Source organism: Mycoplana azooxidifex (assembly GCF_014196765.1).
Taxonomy (GTDB): domain Bacteria; phylum Pseudomonadota; class Alphaproteobacteria; order Rhizobiales; family Rhizobiaceae; genus Mycoplana; species Mycoplana azooxidifex.
The window spans coordinates 331,517-355,494 of the sequence record NZ_JACIEE010000004.1 but is presented as its reverse complement, the minus strand read 5'-3'; the positions used below and the strand labels follow the sequence as shown (position 1 = coordinate 355,494).

General features: G+C 66.8%; 24 protein-coding genes. 16 read left to right on the top strand and 8 right to left on the bottom strand.

From position 1 onward, the window contains the following. Positions 1-160 precede the first annotated feature (160 nt). A complete protein-coding gene (locus GGQ64_RS10945) occupies positions 161-814 on the top strand; it encodes a GntR family transcriptional regulator (protein WP_183804249.1) in 654 nt (217 codons plus the stop codon). Between the two features lie 18 nt (positions 815-832). Here the strand turns inward: GGQ64_RS10945 and GGQ64_RS10940 are convergent, their stop codons facing one another. Further along, complete coding sequence (locus GGQ64_RS10940; protein ID WP_183803633.1) at positions 833-1,549, bottom strand: MOSC domain-containing protein; 717 nt, start codon at positions 1,547-1,549, stop codon at positions 833-835. A 158-nt stretch (positions 1,550-1,707) separates the two neighbouring features. Between GGQ64_RS10940 and GGQ64_RS10935 the strand changes: the two genes are divergently transcribed. Together GGQ64_RS10935 and GGQ64_RS10930 are read left to right on the top strand one after the other, a co-directional pair. Further along, positions 1,708-2,475 (top strand): SDR family oxidoreductase, encoded by a 768-nt coding sequence (locus tag GGQ64_RS10935; protein ID WP_183803630.1) that lies wholly within the window; start codon positions 1,708-1,710, stop codon positions 2,473-2,475. A gap of 81 nt (positions 2,476-2,556) precedes the next feature. Then, a complete protein-coding gene (locus tag GGQ64_RS10930; RefSeq protein WP_183803627.1) occupies positions 2,557-3,810 on the top strand; it encodes an NAD(P)/FAD-dependent oxidoreductase in 1,254 nt (417 codons plus the stop codon). Positions 3,811-3,840: 30 nt separating this feature from the next. Here GGQ64_RS10930 and GGQ64_RS10925 read toward each other — a convergent pair whose 3' ends face one another. Then, a complete protein-coding gene (locus tag GGQ64_RS10925; RefSeq protein WP_246422573.1) occupies positions 3,841-4,281 on the bottom strand; it encodes an Lrp/AsnC family transcriptional regulator in 441 nt (146 codons plus the stop codon). A 114-nt stretch (positions 4,282-4,395) separates the two neighbouring features. Here GGQ64_RS10925 and GGQ64_RS10920 point away from each other — a divergent pair, with 114 nt between their 5' ends. The 4 genes from GGQ64_RS10920 (at position 4,396) to GGQ64_RS10905 (ending at position 6,816) form a co-directional block, all read left to right on the top strand. Further along, complete coding sequence (locus GGQ64_RS10920; RefSeq protein WP_183803620.1) at positions 4,396-5,499, top strand: saccharopine dehydrogenase family protein; 1,104 nt, start codon at positions 4,396-4,398, stop codon at positions 5,497-5,499. Between the two features lie 333 nt (positions 5,500-5,832). After that, the gene (locus tag GGQ64_RS10915; protein WP_183803617.1) at positions 5,833-6,042 is read left to right on the top strand and encodes a cold-shock protein; all 210 of its coding nucleotides are present in this window, start codon (positions 5,833-5,835) and stop codon (positions 6,040-6,042) included. A gap of 132 nt (positions 6,043-6,174) precedes the next feature. Further along, positions 6,175-6,396 carry a hypothetical protein gene (locus tag GGQ64_RS10910; RefSeq protein ID WP_183803614.1) on the top strand — a complete coding sequence of 74 codons (222 nt, stop codon included), beginning with the start codon at positions 6,175-6,177 and terminating at the stop codon, positions 6,394-6,396. A 36-nt stretch (positions 6,397-6,432) separates the two neighbouring features. Beyond that, positions 6,433-6,816 (top strand): DUF6481 family protein, encoded by a 384-nt coding sequence (locus GGQ64_RS10905; protein ID WP_183803611.1) that lies wholly within the window; start codon positions 6,433-6,435, stop codon positions 6,814-6,816. 252 nt (positions 6,817-7,068) lie between these two features. On the opposite strand, the gene GGQ64_RS10900 is transcribed toward GGQ64_RS10905, so the two are convergent. Genes GGQ64_RS10900 through hglS form a run of 4 tightly spaced genes read right to left on the bottom strand, consistent with a single transcriptional unit; the run spans position 7,069 to position 12,736 of the window. After that, the gene (locus GGQ64_RS10900; RefSeq protein ID WP_183803608.1) at positions 7,069-8,301 is read right to left on the bottom strand and encodes a pyridoxal phosphate-dependent aminotransferase; all 1,233 of its coding nucleotides are present in this window, start codon (positions 8,299-8,301) and stop codon (positions 7,069-7,071) included. Positions 8,302-8,319: 18 nt separating this feature from the next. Continuing rightward, entirely contained in the window at positions 8,320-9,858 is a 1,539-nt protein-coding gene (gene amaB, locus GGQ64_RS10895; protein WP_183803604.1) for an L-piperidine-6-carboxylate dehydrogenase, read from the bottom strand. A gap of 39 nt (positions 9,859-9,897) precedes the next feature. After that, the gene (locus GGQ64_RS10890; RefSeq protein ID WP_183803601.1) at positions 9,898-11,316 is read right to left on the bottom strand and encodes an FAD-binding oxidoreductase; all 1,419 of its coding nucleotides are present in this window, start codon (positions 11,314-11,316) and stop codon (positions 9,898-9,900) included. 10 nt (positions 11,317-11,326) lie between these two features. After that, complete coding sequence (gene hglS / locus GGQ64_RS10885; protein WP_183803598.1) at positions 11,327-12,736, bottom strand: 2-oxoadipate dioxygenase/decarboxylase HglS; 1,410 nt, start codon at positions 12,734-12,736, stop codon at positions 11,327-11,329. 170 nt (positions 12,737-12,906) lie between these two features. Here hglS and GGQ64_RS10880 point away from each other — a divergent pair, with 170 nt between their 5' ends. Together GGQ64_RS10880 and GGQ64_RS10875 are read left to right on the top strand one after the other, a co-directional pair. After that, the gene (locus tag GGQ64_RS10880) at positions 12,907-13,800 is read left to right on the top strand and encodes a LysR family transcriptional regulator (protein ID WP_183803595.1); all 894 of its coding nucleotides are present in this window, start codon (positions 12,907-12,909) and stop codon (positions 13,798-13,800) included. A 128-nt stretch (positions 13,801-13,928) separates the two neighbouring features. Then, positions 13,929-15,212: an NAD(P)/FAD-dependent oxidoreductase gene (locus GGQ64_RS10875; RefSeq protein ID WP_183803592.1), complete on the top strand. Its 1,284-nt coding sequence runs from the start codon at positions 13,929-13,931 to the stop codon at positions 15,210-15,212. Between the two features lie 180 nt (positions 15,213-15,392). On the opposite strand, the gene GGQ64_RS10870 is transcribed toward GGQ64_RS10875, so the two are convergent. Further along, on the bottom strand, positions 15,393-16,589 hold the full coding sequence (locus tag GGQ64_RS10870) for an MFS transporter (RefSeq protein WP_183803589.1): 1,197 nt from the start codon (positions 16,587-16,589) through the stop codon (positions 15,393-15,395). A gap of 121 nt (positions 16,590-16,710) precedes the next feature. On the opposite strand from GGQ64_RS10870, the gene GGQ64_RS10865 reads away from it, so the two are divergent. The 6 genes from GGQ64_RS10865 (at position 16,711) to GGQ64_RS10840 (ending at position 21,963) form a co-directional block, all read left to right on the top strand. Continuing rightward, positions 16,711-17,535 (top strand): AraC family transcriptional regulator, encoded by an 825-nt coding sequence (locus GGQ64_RS10865; protein WP_183803586.1) that lies wholly within the window; start codon positions 16,711-16,713, stop codon positions 17,533-17,535. Positions 17,536-17,668: 133 nt separating this feature from the next. Then, entirely contained in the window at positions 17,669-18,451 is a 783-nt protein-coding gene (gene cobF, locus GGQ64_RS10860) for a precorrin-6A synthase (deacetylating) (RefSeq protein WP_343059456.1), read from the top strand. Then, positions 18,448-19,839 carry a precorrin-3B synthase gene (gene cobG, locus GGQ64_RS10855; protein ID WP_183803580.1) on the top strand — a complete coding sequence of 464 codons (1,392 nt, stop codon included), beginning with the start codon at positions 18,448-18,450 and terminating at the stop codon, positions 19,837-19,839. Before cobF ends, cobG begins: the two co-directional genes overlap by 4 nt. Next, positions 19,836-20,468, top strand: a complete 633-nt coding sequence (locus tag GGQ64_RS10850; protein WP_183803577.1) for a precorrin-8X methylmutase — start codon at positions 19,836-19,838, stop codon at positions 20,466-20,468. The genes cobG and GGQ64_RS10850 overlap by 4 nt, the downstream gene beginning before the upstream one ends. Next, on the top strand, positions 20,465-21,202 hold the full coding sequence (locus GGQ64_RS10845; protein ID WP_183803574.1) for a precorrin-2 C(20)-methyltransferase: 738 nt from the start codon (positions 20,465-20,467) through the stop codon (positions 21,200-21,202). The genes GGQ64_RS10850 and GGQ64_RS10845 overlap by 4 nt, the downstream gene beginning before the upstream one ends. After that, entirely contained in the window at positions 21,199-21,963 is a 765-nt protein-coding gene (locus GGQ64_RS10840; protein ID WP_183803571.1) for a precorrin-3B C(17)-methyltransferase, read from the top strand. The genes GGQ64_RS10845 and GGQ64_RS10840 overlap by 4 nt, the downstream gene beginning before the upstream one ends. Here the strand turns inward: GGQ64_RS10840 and GGQ64_RS10835 are convergent. Continuing rightward, the gene (locus tag GGQ64_RS10835; protein WP_183803568.1) at positions 21,927-22,697 is read right to left on the bottom strand and encodes a cobalt-precorrin-6A reductase; all 771 of its coding nucleotides are present in this window, start codon (positions 22,695-22,697) and stop codon (positions 21,927-21,929) included. The genes GGQ64_RS10840 and GGQ64_RS10835 overlap by 37 nt on opposite strands. Here GGQ64_RS10835 and cbiE point away from each other — a divergent pair. Continuing rightward, positions 22,681-23,940 (top strand): precorrin-6y C5,15-methyltransferase (decarboxylating) subunit CbiE, encoded by a 1,260-nt coding sequence (cbiE, locus tag GGQ64_RS10830; protein ID WP_183803566.1) that lies wholly within the window; start codon positions 22,681-22,683, stop codon positions 23,938-23,940. The genes GGQ64_RS10835 and cbiE overlap by 17 nt on opposite strands. Positions 23,941-23,978: the final 38 nt, after the last annotated feature.

Genomic DNA, 23,978 nt, shown 5'->3' with positions numbered 1-23,978 from the left:
TTGTGATCACATTTTGAAAATATGCACACTTTCTTGTTTCCGGTCAAGCTGGTAAGAGCGGAGCGGAGTGGGGACTCGAATCGGCATCGGCCGCGTTCTGGCCGGCCAGGAGGGGACTTTGGCAGTTTTGAAACTGGAGCCGCTCGACCGGCCCGAAGGCATGACGACCCATGAATACGCGCACCGCCGGCTGCGGCAGGCGATCATGGTCGGTTCCATTCGCCCCGGGGAATCGCTGACCATTCGCGGCATCGCCGAGGCAATGGAGAGCAGTCCCACGCCGGTGCGCGAGGCGCTGCGCCGGCTCTCCTCCGAGGGCGCGCTGAAGGTGCTGGACAACCGGCGCATCATGGTGCCGAAGATGACCGCCGAGAGGTTCGGCGAATTGATCGCGCTCCGCTCCACGCTCGAGCAGCATGCCGCGCGCCGTGCCGTCGGCCATATCACCGAGAAGCAGATCGACCGGCTGGTGGCGATCGACAAGGCGCAGGACGAGGCGATCGCGCAGAAGGACAACGCCACGGCGCTGCTGCTGAACCAGGAATTCCATCGCACGCTCTACACCGCCAATCCCGACCAGATCATCATGCCGATGGTGGAAAGCGTGTGGCTGCAACTCGGTCCCTTCCTCGGCATCGCCATGGCGCATGTGGCGCAGCTCTATTTTGTCGACCGGCACCAGGAGGCGATCGCCGCCTTGCGCAAGCGCGACGAGGATGCGGTGGCGTCCGCGATCAATGCCGACATCTGCGAGGGGATCGGCGGTTTCGAGCGGGCGGCGATCGAAAACCTGCTTCGGCTGGCCGGGCAGTAAGCTCCGGGCGGGCCTGCGTCAGACGATCCTCACCGCATCGGCAAGCGCGATCGGCGCGGGCTCCAGCACCTTCGCCAGCACGCCGAAACCGCCGTCGCCATGGCGGGCGATCGCATGCAGCACATCCTTGTCGAAGGGCAGGTCTGGCTGTCCGAGGGCGGTGAAGGCGCAGCGCTTGCACGGCTCGATGACGGCGATGCGTGCGCCTCCTATCGACAGCATGCGGCCGATCAGTTCCTGCTCGGCAAAGCCAGTATGTTCCGCGCCCGTCTCGATGACGATGTTAGGCCGGAACCGTGGGGTGTCGATGATCGCTGCGGGCAGGATCTCGCGCAGGCGGGCCATCGAGGCGGTGGTGAGGATATGCAGCGGGCTACGCTCGTAGCGGGGCGCACCTGCCTGCTCGACAGGCACGCCCGGACGGAACGGCTGGAAACGGACGGGGAAGCCCAGGTGACGGCTGGCGAGGGCATCGGCTTCGCTGGAGGGAAGGCTGTGCCAGATATCACCCTGGCCGACCGCGATCGTCTTGCCTTCCAGCCGCGCGCGCAATGCCGGGACGGGTCGCCAGCGCTTCTCGCTCTCCGGGCCGGCGACGGCTTCGTCCGCATCGAACACGCCCCAGAGCCGGTCCCGCACGATGCCGGTCTCGTCGAGCTCCGCCGCCTCTAGCCTCTCGCCGGCCAGCGAACTGACCGGGTAGCGCCAGAGTTCGCTGACCTTGCCGAACAGCATGCTCGTCCTCCTGTCCCTCGTTGCGGTCGCATCGGATGCATATGACGGCAGCGTACTGGTAATTTCGTCTGCCGCGTGATCCATTCGGCAGCGCACGGTTCCGATTTTGGCAAGCTGCCGTCGGGATCGGCCGGAATGCATCGGGGGGAATGAACAGCATGGCATTTCCATTGTTTGATCTTGCGGGCCGCCGGGCGCTGGTGACCGGCTCGGGGCAGGGCATCGGCTTCGCGATCGCCGAGGGCCTTGCGGCTCATGGCGCCAGCGTGCTCGTCAACGGCCGCTCGGCGGAGAAGCTCGCGGGCGCGGTGCGTGCGCTGCGCGACAAGGGGTACAGCGCGCAGGCGGCTCCCTTCGACGTCACCGACGGTGCGGCAGCGGCGCAGATGGTCGCCGTCATCGAGGCGGAGACCGGGCCGATCGACATCCTGGTCAACAATGCCGGCATGCAGTTCCGCGCGCCGCTGGAGGATTATCCGACCGAAAAGTGGGACGAACTGCTGAGGACCAACGTTTCCAGCGTCTTCCATGTTTCCCGAGCCGTGGCCCGTCCAATGATCGCGCGCGGGCGCGGCAAGATCATCAACATTGCTTCGGTGCAGAGCGAACTCGCGCGCACCGGGATCGCGCCCTATACGGCGACGAAGGGGGCGGTGCGCAACCTCACCCGCGGCATGAGCGCCGACTGGGCGAAATACGGGCTGCAGATCAACGCGATCGCGCCGGGCTATTTCAAGACGCCGCTGAACCAGGCGCTGGTCGAGGACCCAGACTTCACCGCCTGGCTGGAAAAGCGAACGCCGGCCGGCCGCTGGGGCGAGGTCGGCGAACTCGTCGGGGCCGCCGTCTTCCTCGCCGGCGACGCGTCTTCCTTCGTCAACGGCCACACGCTCTATGTCGATGGCGGCATGAGCACATCCGTCTGACGATGCGAAGCCTGCGCCTTGCCTCGGGCCGCGGGGCATGCATTGATCGCGGCATGCAAGCGTGAATTCGGGGCCTTTTCCATGAAAACGGATGTCATCGTTCTGGGCGCGGGCGTCGTCGGCATCTCGACGGCGATCCATCTGGCGCGGCGGGGGAAGTCGGTCGTGCTCGTCGATCGCCGCGGGCCGGCCGAGGAGACGTCCTACGGCAATGCCGGGCTGATCCAGCGCGAAGGCGTCTTTCCCTACGGCTTCCCGCATGATTTCGGGGCGCTGTTCCGCTATGCCCTGAACAACACGATCGATGCGCACTACCATCTGTCGGCGCTTCCGGGGCTGGTTCCGTTCCTTCTGCGCTACTGGTGGCATTCGGGGTTCACGCAGCACCAGCGGATCGCCCATCTCTATGCGCCGCTGATCGAGAATTCGGTCACCGAGCACGCGGACCTCATCAAGGCCTCGGGCGCCGAGGCGCTGATCCGCAAGGACGGCTGGATGAAGGTGTTCCGCACTGAGAAGGTGCGTGACGCGGCTTACGCCGAGGCCGAACAGCTTTCGGCGAAGTTCGGCGTCAACCACCAGAAATTCACCACCGAAGAGATGAAGCGGCTGGAGCCGCATATCCGCGCCGAGTTGACGGGCGGCCTGCGCTGGACCGATCCCTGGTCGATCCTCGATCCGGGCGGTCTGCTGAAGGCCTACGTGCAGTATTTCCAGTCGCTGGGCGGGACGCTGAAGGCCGGCGACGCGGCGACCATCGAGCATGTGCTGGAGGGCGAAGGCTGGCGGATCGCGACGCCCGAGGGGCCGCTCGAAGCGACCGACGTCGTCGTCGCCCTCGGGCCCTGGGCCGATACCGTGACGCGCAAGTTCGGCTATCACTTCCCGCTCGCGGTCAAGCGCGGCTACCACATGCACTATGGCGCGGCAGAGGGCGCGCGACTCAACAACTGGGTGCTCGACGCCGAACGCGGCTACTTCCTGGCGCCGATGAACCGCGGCATCCGCCTGACGACGGGTGCGGAATTCGCCAAGCGCGATGCGCGCAAGACGCCGGTGCAGCTTCGCCGGGCGGAACGGGTGGCGCGCGAGTTCTTTCCGCTCGCCGAACGTCGCGACGAGGAGCCGTGGATGGGCGCGCGGCCCTGCACGCCGGACATGATGCCGATTATCGGCAAGGCGCCGCGCCATGCCGGGCTGTGGTTCGCCTTCGGCCACGCCCATCACGGCATGACGCTCGGGCCGGTGACGGGACGGGCGCTGGCGGAAAGCATGCTCGGCGAGAAGACGATCGTGGACCTTGCCCCGTATCGCGCGGACCGGTTCCTGGCATAGGGCAGCTAAGCCCGCCATTTCATTGTGCGGCTAACGGCTGATGCGCGTCGACAGGATGATGGAGGAGAGGGTGCGCTCGACGCCGTCGATTTCCCCGATCCGGTCGATCAGATGGTCGAGTTCGGCGATCGAGGCTGCGGCGACGATCGCAATCAGGTCGAACGATCCCGAGACCGAATGCAGGGCGCGCACCTCGGAGATCGCGTGGAGTTCGCCGGTGATGCGCGAAAGCGTCTTCGGCGCGATGGTGATGAGGACGTGCGCCTTCACCATGCCGCCTTCGTATTCGTCCGACACCCGCACGCCGTAGCCGGTGATCACGCCGTCGCGTTCCAGCCGCTCGATCCTGGCCTGCACCGTCGTGCGCGACAGGCCAAGGCGGCGGGCGATCGCCGACGTCTGCTCCCGGGCGTTCTCGCTGAGGATGGCCAGCAGTTCCCGATCCTTGGGGCTCAACGTCGTTGTGACCATTTCTCTCGTCATTCCGCCGATATCGATGTTGCAATATGCCACATCCGCAGCTGTGAATCGACAGGAATCACGCGCAGAATCGAAGGGAAATTTCAGCCTGCGGGGAAAAACAAAATGAAAGATATCGTCGTCATCGGTGCGGGAAAGATCGGCTCCACCATTACGCGCCTGCTGGCGCACAGCGGAGATTACAGGGTCACGGTGGCCGACCGTTCCGCCGAACAGCTTCTGTCCATCGAGGAGCACAAGGCCGTCACCACCGCCGTGGTCGACATCGGCGATGCAAAGGCACTGGTCGCGCTGCTCACCGGCCGCTTCGCGGTCCTCAGTGCTGCGCCCTATCATCTGACGGTCGCCATCGCCGAGGCGGCGGCGGCTGCCGGCATCCACTATCTCGACCTGACCGAAGACGTCGAATCGACCCGGCAGGTCAAGCGCATCGCCGAGACGGCAAAGACCGCCTTCATCCCGCAATGCGGACTGGCGCCGGGCTTCATCTCGATCGTCGCCAACGATCTGGCCAGCCGTTTCGACACGCTGGAGAGCGTGCGCATGCGCGTCGGCGCGCTGCCGCAGTATCCCTCGAACGCGTTGAACTACAATCTCACCTGGAGCACGGACGGCGTCATCAACGAGTACATCGAGCCGTGCGAGGCGATCGTCGAGGGCGCGCTCATCGAGGTGCCGGCGCTGGAGGAGCGCGAGGAATTCTCGCTCGACGGCGTCACCTACGAAGCCTTCAATACCTCCGGCGGCCTCGGGACGCTGTGCGAGACGCTGAAGGGCAAGGTGCGGACGCTCAACTACCGGACGATCCGCTATCCCGGCCATGCGGCGATCATGAAGGCGCTGCTCAACGACCTCGGCCTGCGCCACCGCCGCGAGGTACTGAAGGATATCTTCGAGAACGCCCTGCCGGCGACGACCCAGGACGTCGTCATCGTCTTCGTCACCGTCTCCGGCCGCAAGGACGGGCGCCTGATCCAGGAAACCTACGCCAACAAGATCTACAGCGCCGTCATTGCCGGGCGCATGCATTCGGCGATCCAGATCACCACGGCCGGCTCGATCTGCGCCGTGCTCGACATGCTGGCCGACGGGTCGCTGCGGGCCAAGGGTTTCGTCAAGCAGGAGGAGATCTCGCTCGACACGTTCCTCGCCAACCGCTTCGGGCACTACTATGCGCAGGAGCACCACGGCCACCGCGCCGCAAGCTGAGTTCGGGGCATCGTCAGATGCCCCAAAACTGCCGCGCGGAATGAATTTCCGCGCGGGATTCCTTATTGGCGGGATGTAATTTGGGGTCTTGTGAAGTATTTCTGCGTGCGCTCCGAGATTTATCGGCTTGGAGTCCGCCGGCGTTCAAAAAAATCAAAAGCTTGACATTCGGGTGGATCGGCCTTATCTACAGTCCACCGATATTTGCTTGCTGAGCTTTGCTCCTTGCGCAACTAGCAACTGCGCCCTGGTCGAACCTTTCTCTCAAAAATCGCTACATTATCCGCAGCGCTTCGGCGCGCGGTCGTTCAATATGCTATGAAAGGGTCCATCATGATCACTGGCACTGTAAAATGGTTCAATTCCACCAAGGGCTTCGGCTTCATCCAGCCTGACAACGGCGGTCCAGACGCATTCGTCCACATCTCCGCCGTCGAGCGCGCCGGCATGCGCGAAATCGTCGAAGGCCAGAAACTCTCCTACGACATGGAGCGCGACAACAAGTCGGGCAAGATGTCCGCCTGCAACCTCCAGGCTGCCTAATTCGGTCTCTGCTTTCCCTTGACCACGGATGTACTGGCACTGTCGAAAGCGGAACCAAAGCGAGGTCAGGCAAATTGCCTGGCCTTTTTTTTAAGCTCGCCCAGTCGAGCCATTTGAAATCGAGACAGGAACATGTCATCACACAGCAAATCACGGCAGCAGGCCGAACTCGCCTTCGGCAAGGAGCAATCGCAGTTCTTTGCCCGAAATCGCGCAGTCGACGAGCACGATTCGATCGTCCAGGCGCGTGACGAGAAGACCCTGCGGCTGCGGGAAGCCCGCCTTGCCAAGGAGCAGGAGGATCGCGCAAAGGCGACCGCCGCTCTCCTTTCGAAGCGCGCCGTAAGACCCTGAACTTCGTGCCGTAACCCCATCAACCGGAACACAGATTTGAAAAACACCAGAGACAAAGAACACCTCGACCGCCGCAGCACCGCTGCGGAAGCAAAGGCTGCCCAGCTTCAGGCCTATCGTGCCGCGAAGGAAGCAGGAGAACCCGCCCGGCTCGCACGGCAGGCGGAGCGCATTGCGCTGGCGGCAGCGCGGGAAGAACGGCGCGCCAACCGCGAGCGGGCGAAGATCGAGGAGCGCGAGCGCCTGCAGGCCGAAGCGCTCGAGCGCGAGGCTGCGATCAAGGCTGCGGCAAACGCTGAAGCCGAGGCGCGCGAAGCTGCCGAGAACAATCGGATTTCGCGCGTGCTCGAGGACGAAGCCGCCCGCAAGGCGGAGCGCGACAGGCGTTACGCCAACCGCAAGGCCCGGCAGGCTCGCTGACGCGCAGCGCGTTGCCGGAAATCGGCTTCGCCTGGTCCAATTCCATCCATCGACGACGATCCGACGATCGCGCTCCTCGTCGGCGGCCTCCGCCAGGCCGTCCGCGAGGTGCTGGCGTCGGCATCGGCGGGCGTGATCTGAGCGGCGTGCCTGTGTGCAGGCACCGCTGTCACGCGCTTGCGGCAAACAAGCCCCACCAGATTGACAGAAGTTGTGGCAGGCGGATGAGGGTGGCCTCGTCCGCCTGATGCGTCATGCGAGCCTGGCGCAGGCTTGCGCGATCCGCTGCAGTGCTTCCTTCAGTTCCGCTTCCGACGTCGCGTAGGAGATGCGGAAGAACGGAGACAGGCCGAAGGCCGATCCCGGCACGACGGCGACATGGGCTTCCTGCAGCAGGTAGTCGGTGAAGTCGGCGTCGGTCTCGATGACCTTGCCCGACGGCGTCTTCTTGCCGATCAGACCGGCGCAGCCGGCGAAGGTATAGAAAGCGCCTTCGGGGGTGCGGCAATCGATGCCGGGGATGGCGTTGAGTGCGGCGACGACGAGGTCGCGACGCTGCCTGAAGCTCTCCTGTCGTTCCTTGAGAAAACCCTGCGGCCCGTTCAGCGCCTCGACGGAAGCCGCCTGGCTGACGGAGGAGGGGCAGGAGGTCGCCTGGCTCTGGATCACCGCCATCGCCTTGATCACCGCCTTCGGGCCGCCTGCGTAACCGATACGCCAGCCGGTCATGGCATAGGCCTTCGACACGCCGTTGATCGTCAGCGTCCGTTCCCTCAGCCGTGGCTCGATCGCGGCGGGGGTGACGAAGCGAAAGCCGTCATAGACGATGTGCTCGTACATGTCGTCAACCATCAGCCAGACATGCGGATGGCGCAGCAGCACGTCCAGTAGCGGACGGTAGTCGGCCTCGCCGTAGGCGGTGCCGGACGGGTTCGAGGGCGAGTTCAGCAGTAGCCAGCGCGTCCTCGGCGTGATCGCCTTTTCCAGTTGCTCCGCCTTCAGACGGAAGCCGGCGGCGGCGGCGCAGGGGACCAGCACCGGCACGCCGCCGCAGATCTCGACGATATCGGAATAGGAGGTCCAGTAGGGCGTCGGGATGATCACCTCGTCGCCCGGATCGATGCTCGCCATGAAAGCGTTGAACAGGATCTGCTTGGCGCCGGTGGCGATCGTGATCTCGTCCAGCGCATAGTCGACGCCGTTTTCGCGGCGGAATTTTTCCGCGACCGCCTTCTTGAGTTCCGGCGTGCCGTCGAGCGCGGTGTACTTGGTTTCGCCGCGATCGATCGCGGCCTTGGCCGCTTCCTTGATGTTGTCCGGCGTGTCGAAGTCCGGCTCGCCGGCGCCGAGGATGATGACGGGATGGCCCTCGCGCTTCATCTGATTGGCGCGGGCGCCGATCTGCAGGATCTTCGAGACGCCGATCGCGGCGATCCGCGAGGCGGGCCTGAAGCCCGCCTCCTCCACCTTGGTTGCCATGGTCATGGACGCTTCCTTCGCAGCCTATTCGATGTCGAAGGAGACGCCCTGCGCCAGCGGCAGGGCCTTGGAGTAGTTCACCGTGTTGGTGGCACGACGCATGTAGGCCTTCCAGGCGTCCGAGCCGGATTCGCGGCCGCCGCCGGTTTCCTTCTCGCCGCCGAAAGCGCCGCCGATCTCCGCGCCGGAGGTGCCGATGTTGACATTGGCGATGCCGCAGTCGGAGCCGTCGGCGGACAGGAAACGCTCGGATTCCTGCATGTCCAGCGTGAAGATCGATGAGGAGAGGCCGGCGGCGACGGCGTTATGGTCGTCCAGCGCCTTGTCGAAGTCGGAATACTTCATGACGTAGAGGATCGGCGCGAATGTCTCTTCGAGCACCGGCCCGGCCTGCTTCGGCATTTCGACGATTGCCGGCTTGACGTAGTAGGCGCTGTCCTTGCCGGCGTCCGCGACACGGTTGCCGCCGGTGACCTTGCCGCCCTCGACTTTGGCCGCCTCCAGCGCCTTTTGCATGTTGTCGAAGGCCTGCCTGTCGACCAACGGGCCGACGAGGGCGGTGGTTTCCAGCGGGTTGCCGACGGAGACGCTCTCATAGGCCTTCCTCAGGCGCGGGACGAGCTGGTCGTAGACGCTGTCGTGCACGAAGAGGCGGCGAAGCGTGGTGCAGCGCTGGCCGGCGGTGCCCATGGCGCCGAAGGCGATTGCGCGCAGCGCCATGTCGAGGTCGGCAGACGGGCAGACGATGCCGGCATTGTTGCCGCCGAGCTCGAGGATCGAGCGGGCGAAGCGCTTCGCCAGACGCGGGCCGACTTCCTTGCCCATGCGGGTGGAGCCGGTGGCGGAGACGAGCGCGACCTTCGGATTGTCGACGAGGGCTTCACCGGTGGCGCGGTCGCCGATCAGGACCTGGGAGAGGTTCTTCGGCGCGTCGCCGAAGCGGGCGAGGGCGCGCTCGAGGATAGCCTGGCTGGCAAGGGCGGTCAGCGGGGTCTTCTCCGAGGGCTTCCAGACGACCGGGTTGCCGCAGACGAGCGCGAGTGCTGCGTTCCACGACCAGACGGCGACGGGGAAGTTGAAGGCGGAGATGATGCCGACGACGCCGAGCGGGTGCCAGGTTTCCATCATGCGGTGGCCGGGGCGCTCGGTGGCGATCGTCAGGCCGTAGAGCTGGCGGGAGAGACCGACGGCGAAATCGCAGATGTCGATCATTTCCTGCACCTCGCCGAGGCCCTCGGAGGTGATCTTGCCGGCTTCGATGGAGACGAGGCGGCCGAGGTCGGCCTTGGCGGCGCGCAGTTCCTCGCCGAGCAGGCGGACGAGTTCGCCGCGCCTGGGCGCCGGCACGAGGCGCCAGACCTTGAAGGCTTCATGGGCGGCGTCGATCGCCTTTGCGGCATCGGCTGCGGAATGGGTCTTCAGCCTGGCGATCTCCTCGCCGGAAACCGGGCTGAAGGAGGCCATGTCGCCGTTCTGCCAGGCAGAGGCCGGCACGCCGAGCTTGTCGAGAAGCTTCGCGGTTTCCTGTTTCACATCGACCTTGGTCATCGTCCTGTTCTCCATTGTGACTGTGTTTCGCAGGCGGCGGAGCCGCCGATATTCTCAGAAGGTGACGCTGCCGAGTGGGCCGGGCGAGGTGATCGCCTTCAGCCCTGCAGCCAGCCGGCGGATCTCGTCCGGCGTGTATCGGTCGTAGAAGACCTGGTTCTTGCGGCCGATCGCATGTTCGGCGCTGTAGCTTCCGCCGAAGTCCTCGACCGCGACCTTGAACACCCATTCGCGCAACGCCGCCTCGAAGCCGGGATTGGCAAGGCGCGGGTCGTCGGTGGGCACCACAAGGTTGAAGTGCACGCCGCCGTCGCCGATATGGCCGAAGTCACAGATCGTGACGCCGTAAAACTGCTCTGGCATCCCCGCCTTCATATGGTCGAGGAAGCGCATGATATCACCCCGGCGGAAGGAAAGATCGAAGGCGATCAATCGCCCGCTATGCTTCACGCCTTCCGACAGCGCATGGCGCAGCGCCCACATCTCGTGCGGCGGGCCGACGAAGGCATCGGCGAGCGGTGCGTCCTCGCCCTCCCAGATGGCCGACAGCACCTCCTCCAGCACTTCGTCGAGCGGCTGCTCGCCCGCGCGCGGCGGTGAGGTGCGCGAGATCTCGGCGAGGATGACGAAGTCCGGGACGAGGCCGCCCTGGAAGGGGTTGCGCAGCGCGGGGACATGGGCGAGTGCGGCCGACACGGCGTTCCTCGACATGCCCTCGAAGGCGGAGAGATAGCTGCCAAGCGCGTCTTCCATGGCCACCAGCAGATCAGGCACACGGTCGGTCGAGGACGGAACGAGGAAGGCGGTGGCGGTCTGGCGCGGCAGGGGCTCGAGGTTCAGCACGCATTCGGTGACGATGCCGAAGGCGCCGGAGGTGCCGATGAAGAGCTGCTTCCAGTCGACGCCGGTGTTGTTCTTGCGCAGGCCCGAGGAAAGGTCGAGAACGGTGCCGGCCTCGTCGGCGAGAACCACGGTCAGGCCCAGTACGTTGCGGCGAACGTCGCCGTAGCGCAGGAAGCGCGAGCCGCCGGTGTTCGTTGCGATCATGCCGCCGAGGCGGGGATCGGCGCCGAGGTCGATCGGGAAGAACAGGCCGGCCTGTTCGAGCCGCCGGTTGACGTCGGATAGGCATAGGCCCGCTCCGGCCGAAACCGTCCGGTTGACCTGGTCGAGGTCGAAGGGGGTGGCCAGACGGTCGAGGCTGAGGATGCCCTGGCTGCCGGTGACATCGGGGGTCGAGCCGGAGACGAGGCCGGTATTGCCGGATTGGGGCACCAGCGCGATGCCGTTCTTCACGCAATAGGCAACGACGGCGGAGGTCTCCGCGGTCGAGGCCGGACGGGCGACGAAGGCTGCGCGGCCCTTGTCGTAGCGCGCGCCCGTCTCATAGCCGGCCATGTCGGCGGGCGCGGTGAGGAGGCCCTTCCCGCCGAGCAACTGCCGCAGCGCCTCGATGTGCTTGCTCTCGATCATCGGCCGACCGTCACTCCGCGGCGTCCGCCATGCTGGCTGCGCCGAGGCACTCTTCCATAGAGGCCTTTTCGATGCCCGCATAGTGGGCGAATTCGTCGAGCACGGTCGCGCCGAGGTCCCGCTCGAACATTACCTGGTTGGGGCTGGCTGCGAATTCCTGCGCTGCGTCGTCGCCAAGGTTGGACTGGAAGATACCGGCGGCGGAGACGGGCAGGAAGTCCTCGTAGACGATGGGGTCGAACTGGACATGGCCGGAGGCGATCAACGCCTCGATGTCCCAGCCGGCAGCCTGGCCATATGCCTTGGCGATGCGCCCCTTTTCCGTCAGCGAATAGGCGAAGTAGCCGAGGCCGGCCTTGCGGATCTCGTTCCAGTCATCGGGGAAGGCTTCGAAGACCCTGGCCAGTGCCGCCTCGTACTCTGCAGCGTTGGAGCCATCGGCGGCGGGCCGGGTGATGGCGCGCGTGTCGCCCAGGAGCTTGTCGTAGAGGGCGCGGCCCTTCGGCGTTAGCGCGATGCCGCGCTGCTCGATCTCGCCGAAGCGCGCGGTGTGCGATCCGGACTTCCACGCGCCGTCCTCGCCGATGAAGGAGACCGGCTCATCCAGCGCCTTGAACGAGGTCTGGCGCAGGAGGATTGCGCACTTGCGGGTCGGCGGCCCCTCGACGACGGCCTTGGGCGCGATGCCTTCTTCCGGCATCAGCGCCTGCACCTTGTCGATGTCGAGCGTGCGCGGCGTGAGGTGGTTGATGTGCGGGCCCTTGAAGGAGACGACATCGGCGATCAGGCGGTGGGCGTCGTGCAGGCGCTGGTACATGCCGGCGCTGACGATCGCACGGTCGTGCCAGCGGAAGGTCTCCAGCACTTCGCCGACGAAGGCTTTTGCATCGGCGGCGTCGAGGCCGCCGTCCCGCTCCGCCTTGCCGACCAGTTCCACGGCGCGATCGGTGAAGATCCTGCGGGCGGCCAGAACCTCTGCTGCCTCGTTGCGCAGCGCCTCGTCGGCGATCAGGTCGAGGCGGAGCAGCGAGGTGAAGACGCGGAAGGGGTTGCGTTTCAGCGCCGCGTCGCCGACCGGCCGGAAGGCGGTGGAATGGACCGGCACGCCGGCAGTCGACAGATCGTAGTAGCCGACCGGATACATGCCCATGACCGAAAAGACGCGGCGCATCATCGAGAGCTCTTCCGCCGTACCCAGGCGGATCGCGCCGTGGCGCTCCTCGGAGATGCGCTCCAGCGAATCGGTGGCTTCCAGCCGGGTCAGCAGCTGCGGGTCGGCTGCGAGCGTCTCGCCGTTGACGCGGGCGACGAGCGCCATCAGCGTGCCGTAGGCGGGTACTTCGTCACGATACATGGCCGACATGGCGGCGGAGAAATCCGAGCGGATCGCGTCGGCGGAAACGTAGGATCTGTCTTTCATGGCGGCCCGTCCCGTCTCGATATTGCGCAATCCCCGGCGGAAAACTGCTTCACACTCTTCCCGGAATTGCTCTACAAGGGGCAAGGCCCCGATCATTCTCAAAACGGATCATAGCGGATCGGATTGCCGATTGATCGCGCGTGTTCTGAACAGGTTGATGCGAGAGCCGAATGAAGTTAAGCCGCAGGCTGATCCCCGATGTGACCACGCTGCAGGCGTTCGAGTGTGCTGCGCGCCATGGCAGCTTCACCCAGGCCGCCAACGAGCTGAACCTCACCCAGAGTGCCGTCAGCCGCCAGATCAAGGATCTGGAGGAGCAACTCGGCGTGCTTCTGTTCGAGCGCGTGCGCCAGCGCGTGGTGCTTTCGGAAGATGGCCGCCGGTTCCTGCCGGAAGTGCGCAAGCTGCTGCACCAGACGGAGGAGACGATGCTGCGCGCCATGTCGGCGGCGCGTTCCGACCACAGCCTGACGATCGCGACGCTGCCGACCTTCGGCAGCCGCTGGCTGACGCCGCGCCTGCCGGCCTTCCTGGCGCAATATCCGGGCACGGTCATCAACGTCGCCTCGCGCTCCGCCCCCTTCGACTTCGACGAGGAGAGCTTCGATCTCGCCATCCACTACGGCCAGCCGGTCTGGGCGCGCGCCAGTTGCTCCTATCTCTGCAGCGAGGTGATCCTGCCGGCGGCGAGCCCCGAGCTTCTGCAGCAGTGGCAGTTGGAGGAACCGAAGGACCTGGAGAGCGCGCCGCTGATGCACCTGGCGACCCGGCCGAAGCTCTGGGCGCAATGGTTCGAGATGAATGGCGGGGCGACGGAGACGGCCTATCGCGGCCACCGCTTCGACCAGTTCTCCATGGTGATCGAGGCGGCGGTGGCCGGGCTCGGATTCGCGCTGCTGCCGCGCTACCTCATCGAGCAGGAACTGGCGAGCGGGCGGCTCGCCGTCGTCTTCGACCGGCCGATGCAGACCGACAACAGCTACTATCTCGTCGTGCCGGAAGGAAAGCTGGAGAACTCGCTGAGCCAGGCCTTCCGGGCCTGGATCGGGACGCAGGTCGATTGAGGCTTCGGGACCGGCTCATTCGCGTCCAGAATGACCCGGTGCGGAAACAGCATTTTCCTCCTTGCGGGCAATGGCGGAATGTGGCGCCATCCGGAAATGCCTTTTACGCAGATTGAAGAAGAAACCCGATGCAGAACGATCCCCGCTCCCACGGCCTCTGGGAACTGACCGCCCCGCCCGCGTCTGAAACCCATGCCCTTGCCGGCTCGGTCGAGGCCGACGTGGTGGTGGTCGGCGGCGGGTTCACCGGCTTTTCCGCAGCGCTGCACCTGGCCGAGCGCGGGAGCCGCGTGGTGCTTCTGGAAGGCAAAGAGATCGGGTTCGGCGGTTCGGGACGCAATGTCGGGCTCGTCAATGCCGGCATGTGGACCATGCCGGACGAGCTGCCGGGCGTGCTGGGACAGCTCTACGGCGACCGCCTGCTCGACCTGCTCGGCAATGCGCCGAAGCTCGTCTTCGAACTGGTCGAAAAGCATGCGATCAATTGCGAGATCAATCCGGCCGGCACGCTGCATTGTGCGGTCGGCAGGTCCGGGCTGGAGGAGCTCGAAACGCGCGCCGAGCAATGGGCGCGCCGCGGCGCGCCGGTGACATTGCTCGATGCCGCCGAGACGGCGCGGCGGGTCGGCACCGACGCTTACGCCGGTGCCCTGCTCGACATGCGCGCCGGCACGATCCAGCCGCTCGCCTATGTGCGCGGGCTGGCGAAGGCGGCGATCGCGGCGGGCGTTCAGGTCCATACCGCAAGCCCCGTCGTCGGCGCCGAGCGAACGGGAAAGCGGTGGACGGTCAAGACCGACCGGGGTTCGGTGTCGGCGGACTGGGTGATCGTCGCCACCAATGCCTATACGGTCGCGCCCTGGGCAGAGGTGCGCGCCGAACTCGTCCACCTGCCCTATTTCAATTTCGCGACGAAGCCGCTGTCGCCGGAGCTGCAGAGGAAGATCCTGCCTGGCCGCGAGGGGGCGTGGGACACGGCGGAAATACTGTCTTCGTTCCGCTTCGACAAGCTCGGTCGTCTCGTCTTCGGCAGTGTCGGTGCACTGCGCGGAACCGGGGCTGCGATCCACAAGGCCTGGGCACGGCGATCGCTGAAGAAGCTGTTTCCCGAGATCGACGGCGTCGAATTCGAGGCCGAATGGTACGGGATGATCGGAATGACGGTCGACAACCTGCCGCGGTTCCATCGCCTTGCGGAAAACGTCATCGGCTTTTCCGGCTATAACGGCCGCGGCATTGCGCCCGGAACGGTATTCGGCAAGGTGCTGGCGCGCCATATCGCCGGCGAGATCGTCGAGGGCGACCTGCCGCTGCCGGTCACCGAGCCGATGGCGCAGTCCTTCCGCCCGATCCGCGAAGGCTACTACGAGGTCGGGGCGCAGCTCGCGCATCTGGTGCAGGCGCGCATCTGAGCCGGCTAAAGCGCGTCACGAACCTTCGGATTCGCTTTTGGCGCTTTAGGCTCTTTAGCGCATGTCTTTATCCCGAAACCGGTCACCACTTTCGGGAGATATGCTCTATCCACTCCAGGCGAAAAAGGCCCGCGTGTCCTACGACAAGCGGGCCTTTCCTTTTCGGTGCTTCCCTTGTCCTCAGCGTGCCGGGATACGCGGCAGGAAGACGGTGAGGATGCCGAGCAGCGGCAGGTAGGAGCAGATCCGGTAGACGAATGCGATGCCGTGGCTGTCGGCGAAGACGCCGAGGGCTGCAGCCCCCAGGCCGCCTGCGCCGAAGGCGAAGCCGAAGAACACCCCGGCGATCAGGCCGACGCGACCGGGGACGAGCTCCTGCGCGAAGACGACGATGGCGGAGAAGGCCGACGAGAAGATCAGGCCGATGACGACGGTCAGCACGCCAGTCCAGAACAGGTCCGCATAGGGCAGGAGCATCGCGAACGGGATAACGCCGAGGATCGAGAACCAGATGACGAAGCGCGCGCCGAAGCGGTCGCCGATCGGTCCGCCGAGAAAGACGCCGGCGGCGGACGCGCCGAGGAAGAGGAACAGCATCAACTGGGCTTCCTGCACCGACAGGCCGAAGCGCTCGATGGTGTAGAAGGTGAAGTAGCTGCCGATCGAAGACATGTAGACGTTCTTCGTCGTCGTCAGCAGCACCAGGATGAACAAGGCCCAGGCGACACGGCCACCCGGCAGGGGCAATGTTCGGCTGACGGGGCCGTGATGGGCCGTGCGGATGCGTTCGCCGGCATACCAGCGGCCGACCCAGACCAGGATCACCATGCCGAGCAGGGCGATCACCGAGAACCAGGCGACGCTCGACTGGCCGAAGGGCAGGACGATGAAGGCGGCGAGCAGCGGGCCGATGGCCGTTCCGGTGTTGCCGCCGACCTGGAACAGCGACTGCGCCAGGCCATGGCGGCCACCGGAAGCGGCCCGCGCGACGCGCGAGGATTCCGGATGGAACACCGCCGAGCCGAAGCCGATCAGGCAGGCGCCCAGCACCAAGACCGGGAAGGAGTGGGCGTAGGCGAGGAAAATCAGCCCGAAGAAGGTGCTGCCCATGCCGAGCGGCAGCGAGAGCGGCATCGGCCACCGGTCCGTCACCAGGCCCACGACCGGCTGCAGCAGCGAGGCAGTGACCTGGAAGGCCATGGTCAGGAGGCCGATCTGGACGAAGTCCAGGGCGTAGTTGTCCTTCAGGAGCGGATAGAGCGACGTCAGCAGCGACTGCATGATGTCGTTCAGCATGTGGCAGACGCTGACCGCGACGATGATGGAGAAGCTGGTCTGTGCGGCGCGCATCGGCGCGGTGGGAACTGCCGTCGACATACGACCTCGATCGATACTGGTGTTGACTGGATTGTTGCGTGTTGGCTCAAGCGTCCCTTAGCGCGGTTGCGCTCTGCCTGCTTTTGTGCTGTGGTCCATTTCTTTCGCAAGTGGGCCAAACATGCAGAAGCTCGACCCTGCGGTGCTGTCCGTCCTGGACGAGACGCACACCCGCAATCTCCTGTCGATGGAGCAGTCCAATGCGGATGTGCTGGTGCACAGCAGCGAGGTTCCGAGTGGCTACGTCGTGCCCCTGCACAGCCACCGGCGCACGCAGGTCCTTTGCGTCTTTGCCGGCGTCGTGGTGGTTTCGACCGAGCGCGGGCGCTGGATGATCCCTCCGGGCCATGCGCTCCTGATCCCGCGGGGGCTCGAGCACTCGGTTGAGATGTACAGCGACGTCAGCATGCGCTCGATCTACGTTCTTTCGCCGGTCGGCCGGGCCGCGGCCGCGGCACCGACGGTGCTGGAGGTCTCCGCGCTCGCCCACCATCTGCTGGCGGAGGCCATCCGGCTGAAGGGGCAGGAGGACGACGGCCGCCGGGAGGATCTGGTGATGGCGCTGCTCGTCGACGAAATCGGCCGGCTGCCGGAGCAGCCGCTGGGCCTGCCGTTCCCGGCCAGCGGCCGGCTGGCCGCGCTGTGCCGCGAATTTCTCGACCGCCCGATTCCCGGCGCCAAGATCGACGACTGGGCGGGGCGGCTGAACATGAGCCGGCGCTCGTTCACCCGCCTGTTTCGCGAGGAGACCGGGGTCAGCTTCGCCACATGGCGGCAGCAGGCCTGCATCTTCGCCTGCATGCCGCGGCTTGCGCGCGGCGAGCCGGTAACGACGGTGGCGCTCGATGCCGGCTATGAGAGCGTTGCGGCCTTCATCACCATGTTCAAGCGCATGCTCGGGGCCTCGCCGCGCACCTATTTCACCGCTCGCCAGGCGGCCGCCTGAGACGATGCGTCTCAAAAAGACCGGCAGACGCCGTCCCTGGGGCACTGTTCCTCGCGCCGCTTTGGGATTAGGAAGGATGTGCGGGACCCAAGTCGGGACGCAACCGGGAGCGCTGGCCGCACGGGGAGTGGACGTGTCGAGGACAATTCTGATCATCGGGATAGGCGCTGGCAATCCCGAGCACATGACCGTTCAGGCGATCAACGCGCTGAACCGCGCGGACGTGCTGCTGATCCCGACCAAGGGAGAGGAGAAGGCCTTCCTCGCAGACATGCGCCGCGACATCTGCGAGCGCTACCTCACCAATCCGAACACTCGCATCCACGATTACGCCGTGCCCCGGCGGCGCGCGGACGGCAACTACGGCGACGGCGTCGACGACTGGCACCATGCGATCGCGCGGATCTACGAAGACCTGATCCTCGAACAGTCAGGCCCGGAGGAGACGATCGGCTTGCTCGTGTGGGGCGACCCGATGCTCTACGACAGCACGATCCGCATCGTCGAGCACGTGCGTGGCGGCGGCCGCGTGGCCTTCGACCTCGAGGTGATCCCCGGCATCACCAGCATCCAGGCGTTATGCGCCAGCCGGAAGATCGCGTTGAACCGCATCGGCCTGCCGGTGGAGATCACTACCGGGCGCCGGCTCTCGCAGGGCTGGCCGGAGGGTGCTGACGACGTCGTCGTCATGCTCGACGGCGTCGAGGCGTTCCGCTCGGTGGCCGATCCCGAGGCGGAGATCCATTGGGGCGCCTATCTCGGCACGCCGCTGGAGATCACGGTCTCCGGCCGGCTCGGCGACGTCGCGGAGACGATTTCCGACATGCGCGGCCGGGCGCGGCAGGAACACGGCTGGATCATGGATACCTACCTGATCCGCCGGGCGCCAGGGCACGCCGGGGAGGGCGAGTCATGATGACGCCCCTGTCCATGCCGACTGAAAAAGGCCTGGCCACTGCGACACAGCCGGTTCCGACCCTGCGCCGCGGCGCCTGCCCGTCGCTTACGACCCCGATGCAGACCGGCGACGGACTGCTGGTGCGGCTGCGCCCGGCGCGCCCGGGGCTTGCCCCTGCCGGCTACATTTCGATTGCGCGGTTGGCCGCAGAGCACGGCAACGGCCTGCTGGAGGTCACCGCCCGCGGCAACCTGCAGCTTCGCGGCCTGAAGGACGAGACGGTTGCGCCCCTTGCCGCCGGACTCGCCGCTGCCGGCATCGATCTCAATCGCGGCGTTGCGGTGGAGACGCCGGCCCTCTCCGGGCTCGACCCGGACGAGATCGCCGATGCGACACAGCTTTCGGCTGCGATCCGACAAGCGATCGCCGGGCCGCTTTCGATGCTGCGACTGGCGCCGAAGCTCTCGATCGTCGTCGACGGCGGCGGACGGCTGAACCTTGCCGACATGGTGGGGGACATCCGCCTCGACGCCGTTCGTCGGGGAGAGAGCCTGTTCTGGCGGCTTTCGGTCGGTGGCGACGTGCGTTCGGGGCGGCCGGTGGCAGCCGTGGCGGACAGGGATGCGCTTCCGGCGCTTGCGGTCTTGCTTCGAGTGCTGAGCGGAATGGGGACGGCGGCGCGCGGTCGCGATCTGGATGCCGGGGCGTTGCGGGTCGCACTTGGCGCCATGGCAGTTGATGTAGATTTTCCTGCCCAGCCGGCATTTCCGCCGTCGCCGATCGGCCGTCACGCGATCGGTACGCGGTCGGTGCTGGGTGTCGGCCTGCCCTATGGCGCGACGGATGCCGTCACGCTCGAACGCCTGATGCGCGGGCTTGCCGGTCTCGGCGCGACCGAGATCCGGCTGTCGCCGCATCGGGTACTGCTGGTCCTCGGCCTGTCCGCCGGGGCGGTGGATGCCGCGGCATCGCTGGCGGAGCGGGCGGGTTTCTGGACGCGCGCGGACGCGCCCGGCAACGCGATCGCCGTTTGCGCCGGTGCTGTCGGCTGTGCCTCGGGGACCTTCGACACGAAGGCCGTCGCCGACCAGCTGGTCTTGCGCGCGCCGGGCCTGCTGGACGGGTCGATGATCGTCCACATCTCCGGATGTGCGAAGGGTTGCGCGCATCCGATGCCGGCGGTGCTCGCGCTGTGCGGGCGGATGGACGGGATCGGGGTCGTGTTCGGCGGCCGGAGCGAAGACTCGGAACTGGCGACGCTATCGCCGGAAACCGCCGGCAGGGCCATGGAAAAGCTTGCGACGCTGGTCCGCGAACAGAGATTGAAGGGAGAGACGGTGCGGCAGGCGATCGAACGGCTCGGAGCCGGGGCGATCGCCGACATCGTTCGGCAAGGCAGACAATGACAGATTACGACTACATCAAGGACGGCAACGCCATCTACGAGAAATCCTTTGCGATCATCCGCGCCGAGGCCGACCTCGCCCGGTTTTCGGAGGACGAGGCGGACGTGGCGGTGCGGATGATCCATGCCTGCGGGCTGGTCGAGGCCGCAGCGCACATCGAATTCTCGGCGGACCTGGTTTCGGCCGGCCGCGCGGCCCTTAGGGACGGTGCGCCGATCTTCTGCGATGCGGAGATGGTTGCCCGCGGGGTGACGGCGGCACGGCTGCCGGCGGGCAACGAGGTGATCTGCACGCTGCGCGACCCGCTTACGCCGGAGATCGCCGGCGAGATTGGCAATTCGCGCTCTGCCGCCGCCATCCGGCTGTGGCTGGAGCGGCTGGCCGGCTCGGTGGTTGCCATCGGCAATGCGCCGACGGCGCTGTTCTACCTGCTCGAACTCCTGCGCGATGGTGCGCCGAGGCCGGCTGCGATCCTCGGCATGCCGGTCGGCTTCGTCGGCGCGGCGGAATCGAAGGCGGCGCTGGCGGAAAATTCCTACGGCGTGCCCTATGCCATCGTCCGCGGCCGCATGGGCGGCAGCGCGATGACGGCGGCCGCGCTCAATTCGCTTGCGAGGGCAGGACTATGAGCCGGCTTTCGACAGGACGCCTCTATGGCGTGGGAACGGGGCCGGGCGATCCCGAACTGCTGACGCTGAAGGCCGTGCGGGCGATCGGCGAGGCCGACGTGCTCGCATACTTCGCCAAGGCCGGCCGGTCCGGCAACGGCCGGGCGATCGTCGAGGGGCTCCTGAAGCCCGGCATGGTCGAGTTGCCGCTCTACTATCCGGTCACGGTCGAGATCGACAAGGAGCACGACGACTACAAGACCCAGATCACCGCCTTCTACGACGCGTCGGCTGCGGCGGTCGCCGAGCATCTGGCGGCCGGTCGCACGGTCGCCGTCCTCTCGGAAGGCGATCCGATGTTCTACGGCTCCTACATGCACCTGCACGTGCGCCTTTCGGATCGCTTTCCGACCGAGGTGATCCCCGGGATCACGGCGATGTCGGGCTGCTGGTCGCTCTCCGGCCTGCCGATCGTGCAGGGCGACGACGTCCTGTCGGTGCTGCCCGGGACCATGGGCGAAGGCGAGATGTCGCGCCGGCTGGCGGACACGCAGGCGGCCGTCATCATGAAGGTCGGGCGCAACCTGCCGAAGATCCGCCGCGCGCTTTCGGCTTCCGGCCGGCTCGTCGAGGCGATCTATGTCGAGCGTGGCACTATGCCGGAAAGCCGGGCGGTGCGGCTGTCGGAGAAGCTCGATGACAGCGCGCCTTACTTCTCGCTGGTACTCGTCCCCGGCTGGAGCGGCAGGTCATGAGCGGCACGCTCTATGTGGTCGGCACGGGGCCCGGCAACCCGGACCAGATGACGCCGGAGGCGGCGCGGGCGGTCTCGGCCTCGATCGAGTTCTTCGGCTATTTCCCCTATATCGACCGGCTGTCGCTGCGGCCGGACCAGAGGAAGGTCGCCTCCGACAATCGCGAGGAACTGAACCGGGCGCAGGCTGCCCTGCGGCGGGCGGCGGAGGGCGTGAACGTCTGCGTCGTCTCCGGCGGGGATCCGGGCGTCTTTGCCATGGCGGCTGCCGTCTGCGAGGCGATCGATGCGGGACCTGCCGCATGGCGCGAGGTCGACCTCGTCGTCGTCCCCGGGGTGACCGCGATGCTTGCCGTCGCTGCCCGCATCGGCGCGCCGCTCGGCCACGATTTCTGCGCGATCTCGCTGTCGGACAACCTCAAGCCCTGGGCGGTGATCGAGAAGCGGCTGCGCCTCGTGGCCGAGGCCGGGCTGGTGACGGCGCTCTACAACCCGATCAGCAAGGCCCGTCCCTGGCAGCTCGGCAAGGCATTCGAGATCCTGCGCGCGGAACTGCCGGCGGAGACGCCGGTGGTGTTCGGTCGTGCCGCCGGCCGACCGGACGAGCAGATGCTGGTGATGCCGCTCGGCGAGGCGGATGCGGGGAGGGCGGACATGGCCACCTGCGTCATCATCGGATCAGCGCAGACGCGGGTGATCGCCCGCAACGGGCGGCCCGATCTCGTCTACACGCCGCGCTTCCTGCCGCCGGAGGCGACATGATCGATCAGCGGCAGTATCTCGTCCACCGTTTCCGCCGTGGTAACACTATGGCTTCCAGTGCGCTCGACCATGATGACGGGCAGACGCAGTGCACGGGCGGCGACGATCTTCGCATAGGTCGCCTCGCCGCCGCTGTTCTTGGAGACGAGCGCGTCGACGCGATGGTCGCGCAGCAGCACGATCTCGTCGTCGACGGCAAAGGGGCCGCGGGCGAGCAGGTAGGTGACATGCGGCACGGTCAGCGGCGGCTCGACAGGATCGACGCTACGGACGAGATAGGCATGCTGCGGGGCGGCGTTGAACTGGTGCGCCTCCTGCCGGCCGATCGCGAGGAACACCCGCATCGGCGCCTCGCCGAGCGCCGAGACCGCTTCTTCAAGCGTCGCCACGCGGGTCCAGCGGTCTCCGTCGACCTGCTGCCAGCCGGGGCGCTGCAGGCGGAGGATCGGCGTTGCCGTCCGTTCGGCCGCGCGCTCGGCATTGGCCGAGATCTGCCGCGCGAACGGGTGGGTGGCGTCCACCAGAAGGTCGATGCGCTGCGCGGCCAGATAGCCGGCCAGCCCGTCTGCGCCGCCGAAGCCGCCGGTGCGGACCGGGACGGGCTGCGGCGCGGGGTCGAGGGTACGGCCGGCGAGCGACAGCGTCACCTCGAAATCGCCGCGCGACGCCAGCCGGCCCGCAAGTTCGCGGGCTTCCGCGGTGCCGCCCAGAATGAGGATGCGTTTCTTGTCCACGCCTGACCCGTCCACATTGCCTGCCGCAGCCCCGTGGCTCACCATCGTCGGGATCGGCGAAGATGGTCTAGCCGGTCTTTCCGACGCGGCCAAGGCGGCAATTGCGAAGGCGGAGATCGTCTTCGGCGGGGCGCGGCACCTGGAGCTCGCATCCCCGGCGATCGCCGGCGATCGCCGGAGCTGGCTGAGCCCGTTCGAGCGCTCCGTCGAGGTGGTGTTGGCCGCGCGGAACCGGCCGGTCGTGGTGCTGGCTTCGGGCGACCCCTACTTCTTCGGCGTGGGCGTCACGCTGTCGCGCGCGATCCCGCGCGCAGAGATGACGGTGCTGCCGGCACCCTCCTCCTTCAGTCTCGCCGCCTCGCGCATGGGCTGGGCGCTGCAGGATACGGTCTGCGTTTCCCTGCACGGCCGGCCGGTCGACCTGATCCGGCCGCACCTGCATCCCGGCGCCCGCATCCTGGCCCTGACCTCCGACAGCGACGGGCCGAAGGCGCTCTCGACGCTGCTTTCGCAAGCCGGATTCGGCCGGTCGACATTGACGGTGCTGGAAGCGCTCGGCGGTCCGCGCGAGCGGGTGCGCACGCATCGGGCAGATAGTGCGGCGCTCGACGGCATCGACATGCTGAACGTTTGCGCGGTGGAGGTCGAGGCCGATGCGGGAGCCCATGTCCTGCCTTTCACGGCGGGGCGCGACGACGCGCTGTTCGAGCACGACGGCCAGATCACCAAGCGCGAGGTGCGGGCGCTGACGCTTTCGGCGCTGGCGCCGCGGCGCGGCGAACTGTTGTGGGACATCGGCGCGGGCTCCGGCTCGGTCGGCATCGAATGGATGCTGGCCGATCCGTCCCTGCGGGCCATCGCGATCGAGGCGTTGCCCGAACGGGCGGCGCGGATCGCCCGGAATGCCGGCCAGTTCGGCGTGCCCGGCCTGTCGGTGGTCGAGGGTGTGGCGCCCGGAGCGCTGGCCGACCTGCCGGAGCCCGACGCGATCTTCATCGGCGGCGGCGGCAGCGAGGACGGGGTGTTCGAGGCCGCGGTCGCGGCGCTGAAGCCGGGCGGCCGGCTGGTCGCCAATGCGGTGACGACGGAGATGGAGGCGGTGCTTTTGTCCGCCCATGCGCGGCTCGGCGGTTCGCTGACCAGGATCGACATCGCGCGCGCCGCACCCGTCGGACAGATGACCGGCTGGCGGCCGGCGATGCCGGTGACGCAATGGCGCTGGGCGAAGGCGGCAAAGGAATAACCGACGGCCGGCAGGGACCGGCCGTCCGAACAAGGCTG

What these genes read in the sequence shown, in the direction of transcription:
- GGQ64_RS10945 (WP_183804249.1), top strand. Translation starts at nt 161, where the DNA reads ATGACGACCCATGAATACGCGCACCGCCGGCTGCGGCAGGCGATCATG.
- GGQ64_RS10940 (WP_183803633.1), bottom strand. Translation starts at nt 1,549, where the DNA reads ATGCTGTTCGGCAAGGTCAGCGAACTCTGGCGCTACCCGGTCAGTTCG.
- GGQ64_RS10935 (WP_183803630.1), top strand. Translation starts at nt 1,708, where the DNA reads ATGGCATTTCCATTGTTTGATCTTGCGGGCCGCCGGGCGCTGGTGACC.
- GGQ64_RS10930 (WP_183803627.1), top strand. Translation starts at nt 2,557, where the DNA reads ATGAAAACGGATGTCATCGTTCTGGGCGCGGGCGTCGTCGGCATCTCG.
- GGQ64_RS10925 (WP_246422573.1), bottom strand. Translation starts at nt 4,281, where the DNA reads ATGGTCACAACGACGTTGAGCCCCAAGGATCGGGAACTGCTGGCCATC.
- GGQ64_RS10920 (WP_183803620.1), top strand. Translation starts at nt 4,396, where the DNA reads ATGAAAGATATCGTCGTCATCGGTGCGGGAAAGATCGGCTCCACCATT.
- GGQ64_RS10915 (WP_183803617.1), top strand. Translation starts at nt 5,833, where the DNA reads ATGATCACTGGCACTGTAAAATGGTTCAATTCCACCAAGGGCTTCGGC.
- GGQ64_RS10910 (WP_183803614.1), top strand. Translation starts at nt 6,175, where the DNA reads ATGTCATCACACAGCAAATCACGGCAGCAGGCCGAACTCGCCTTCGGC.
- GGQ64_RS10900 (WP_183803608.1), bottom strand. Translation starts at nt 8,301, where the DNA reads ATGACCATGGCAACCAAGGTGGAGGAGGCGGGCTTCAGGCCCGCCTCG.
- amaB (WP_183803604.1), bottom strand. Translation starts at nt 9,858, where the DNA reads ATGGAGAACAGGACGATGACCAAGGTCGATGTGAAACAGGAAACCGCG.
- GGQ64_RS10890 (WP_183803601.1), bottom strand. Translation starts at nt 11,316, where the DNA reads ATGATCGAGAGCAAGCACATCGAGGCGCTGCGGCAGTTGCTCGGCGGG.
- hglS (WP_183803598.1), bottom strand. Translation starts at nt 12,736, where the DNA reads ATGAAAGACAGATCCTACGTTTCCGCCGACGCGATCCGCTCGGATTTC.
- GGQ64_RS10880 (WP_183803595.1), top strand. Translation starts at nt 12,907, where the DNA reads ATGAAGTTAAGCCGCAGGCTGATCCCCGATGTGACCACGCTGCAGGCG.
- GGQ64_RS10875 (WP_183803592.1), top strand. Translation starts at nt 13,929, where the DNA reads ATGCAGAACGATCCCCGCTCCCACGGCCTCTGGGAACTGACCGCCCCG.
- GGQ64_RS10870 (WP_183803589.1), bottom strand. Translation starts at nt 16,589, where the DNA reads ATGTCGACGGCAGTTCCCACCGCGCCGATGCGCGCCGCACAGACCAGC.
- GGQ64_RS10865 (WP_183803586.1), top strand. Translation starts at nt 16,711, where the DNA reads ATGCAGAAGCTCGACCCTGCGGTGCTGTCCGTCCTGGACGAGACGCAC.
- cobG (WP_183803580.1), top strand. Translation starts at nt 18,448, where the DNA reads ATGATGACGCCCCTGTCCATGCCGACTGAAAAAGGCCTGGCCACTGCG.
- GGQ64_RS10850 (WP_183803577.1), top strand. Translation starts at nt 19,836, where the DNA reads ATGACAGATTACGACTACATCAAGGACGGCAACGCCATCTACGAGAAA.
- GGQ64_RS10845 (WP_183803574.1), top strand. Translation starts at nt 20,465, where the DNA reads ATGAGCCGGCTTTCGACAGGACGCCTCTATGGCGTGGGAACGGGGCCG.
- GGQ64_RS10840 (WP_183803571.1), top strand. Translation starts at nt 21,199, where the DNA reads ATGAGCGGCACGCTCTATGTGGTCGGCACGGGGCCCGGCAACCCGGAC.
- cbiE (WP_183803566.1), top strand. Translation starts at nt 22,681, where the DNA reads ATGCGTTTCTTGTCCACGCCTGACCCGTCCACATTGCCTGCCGCAGCC.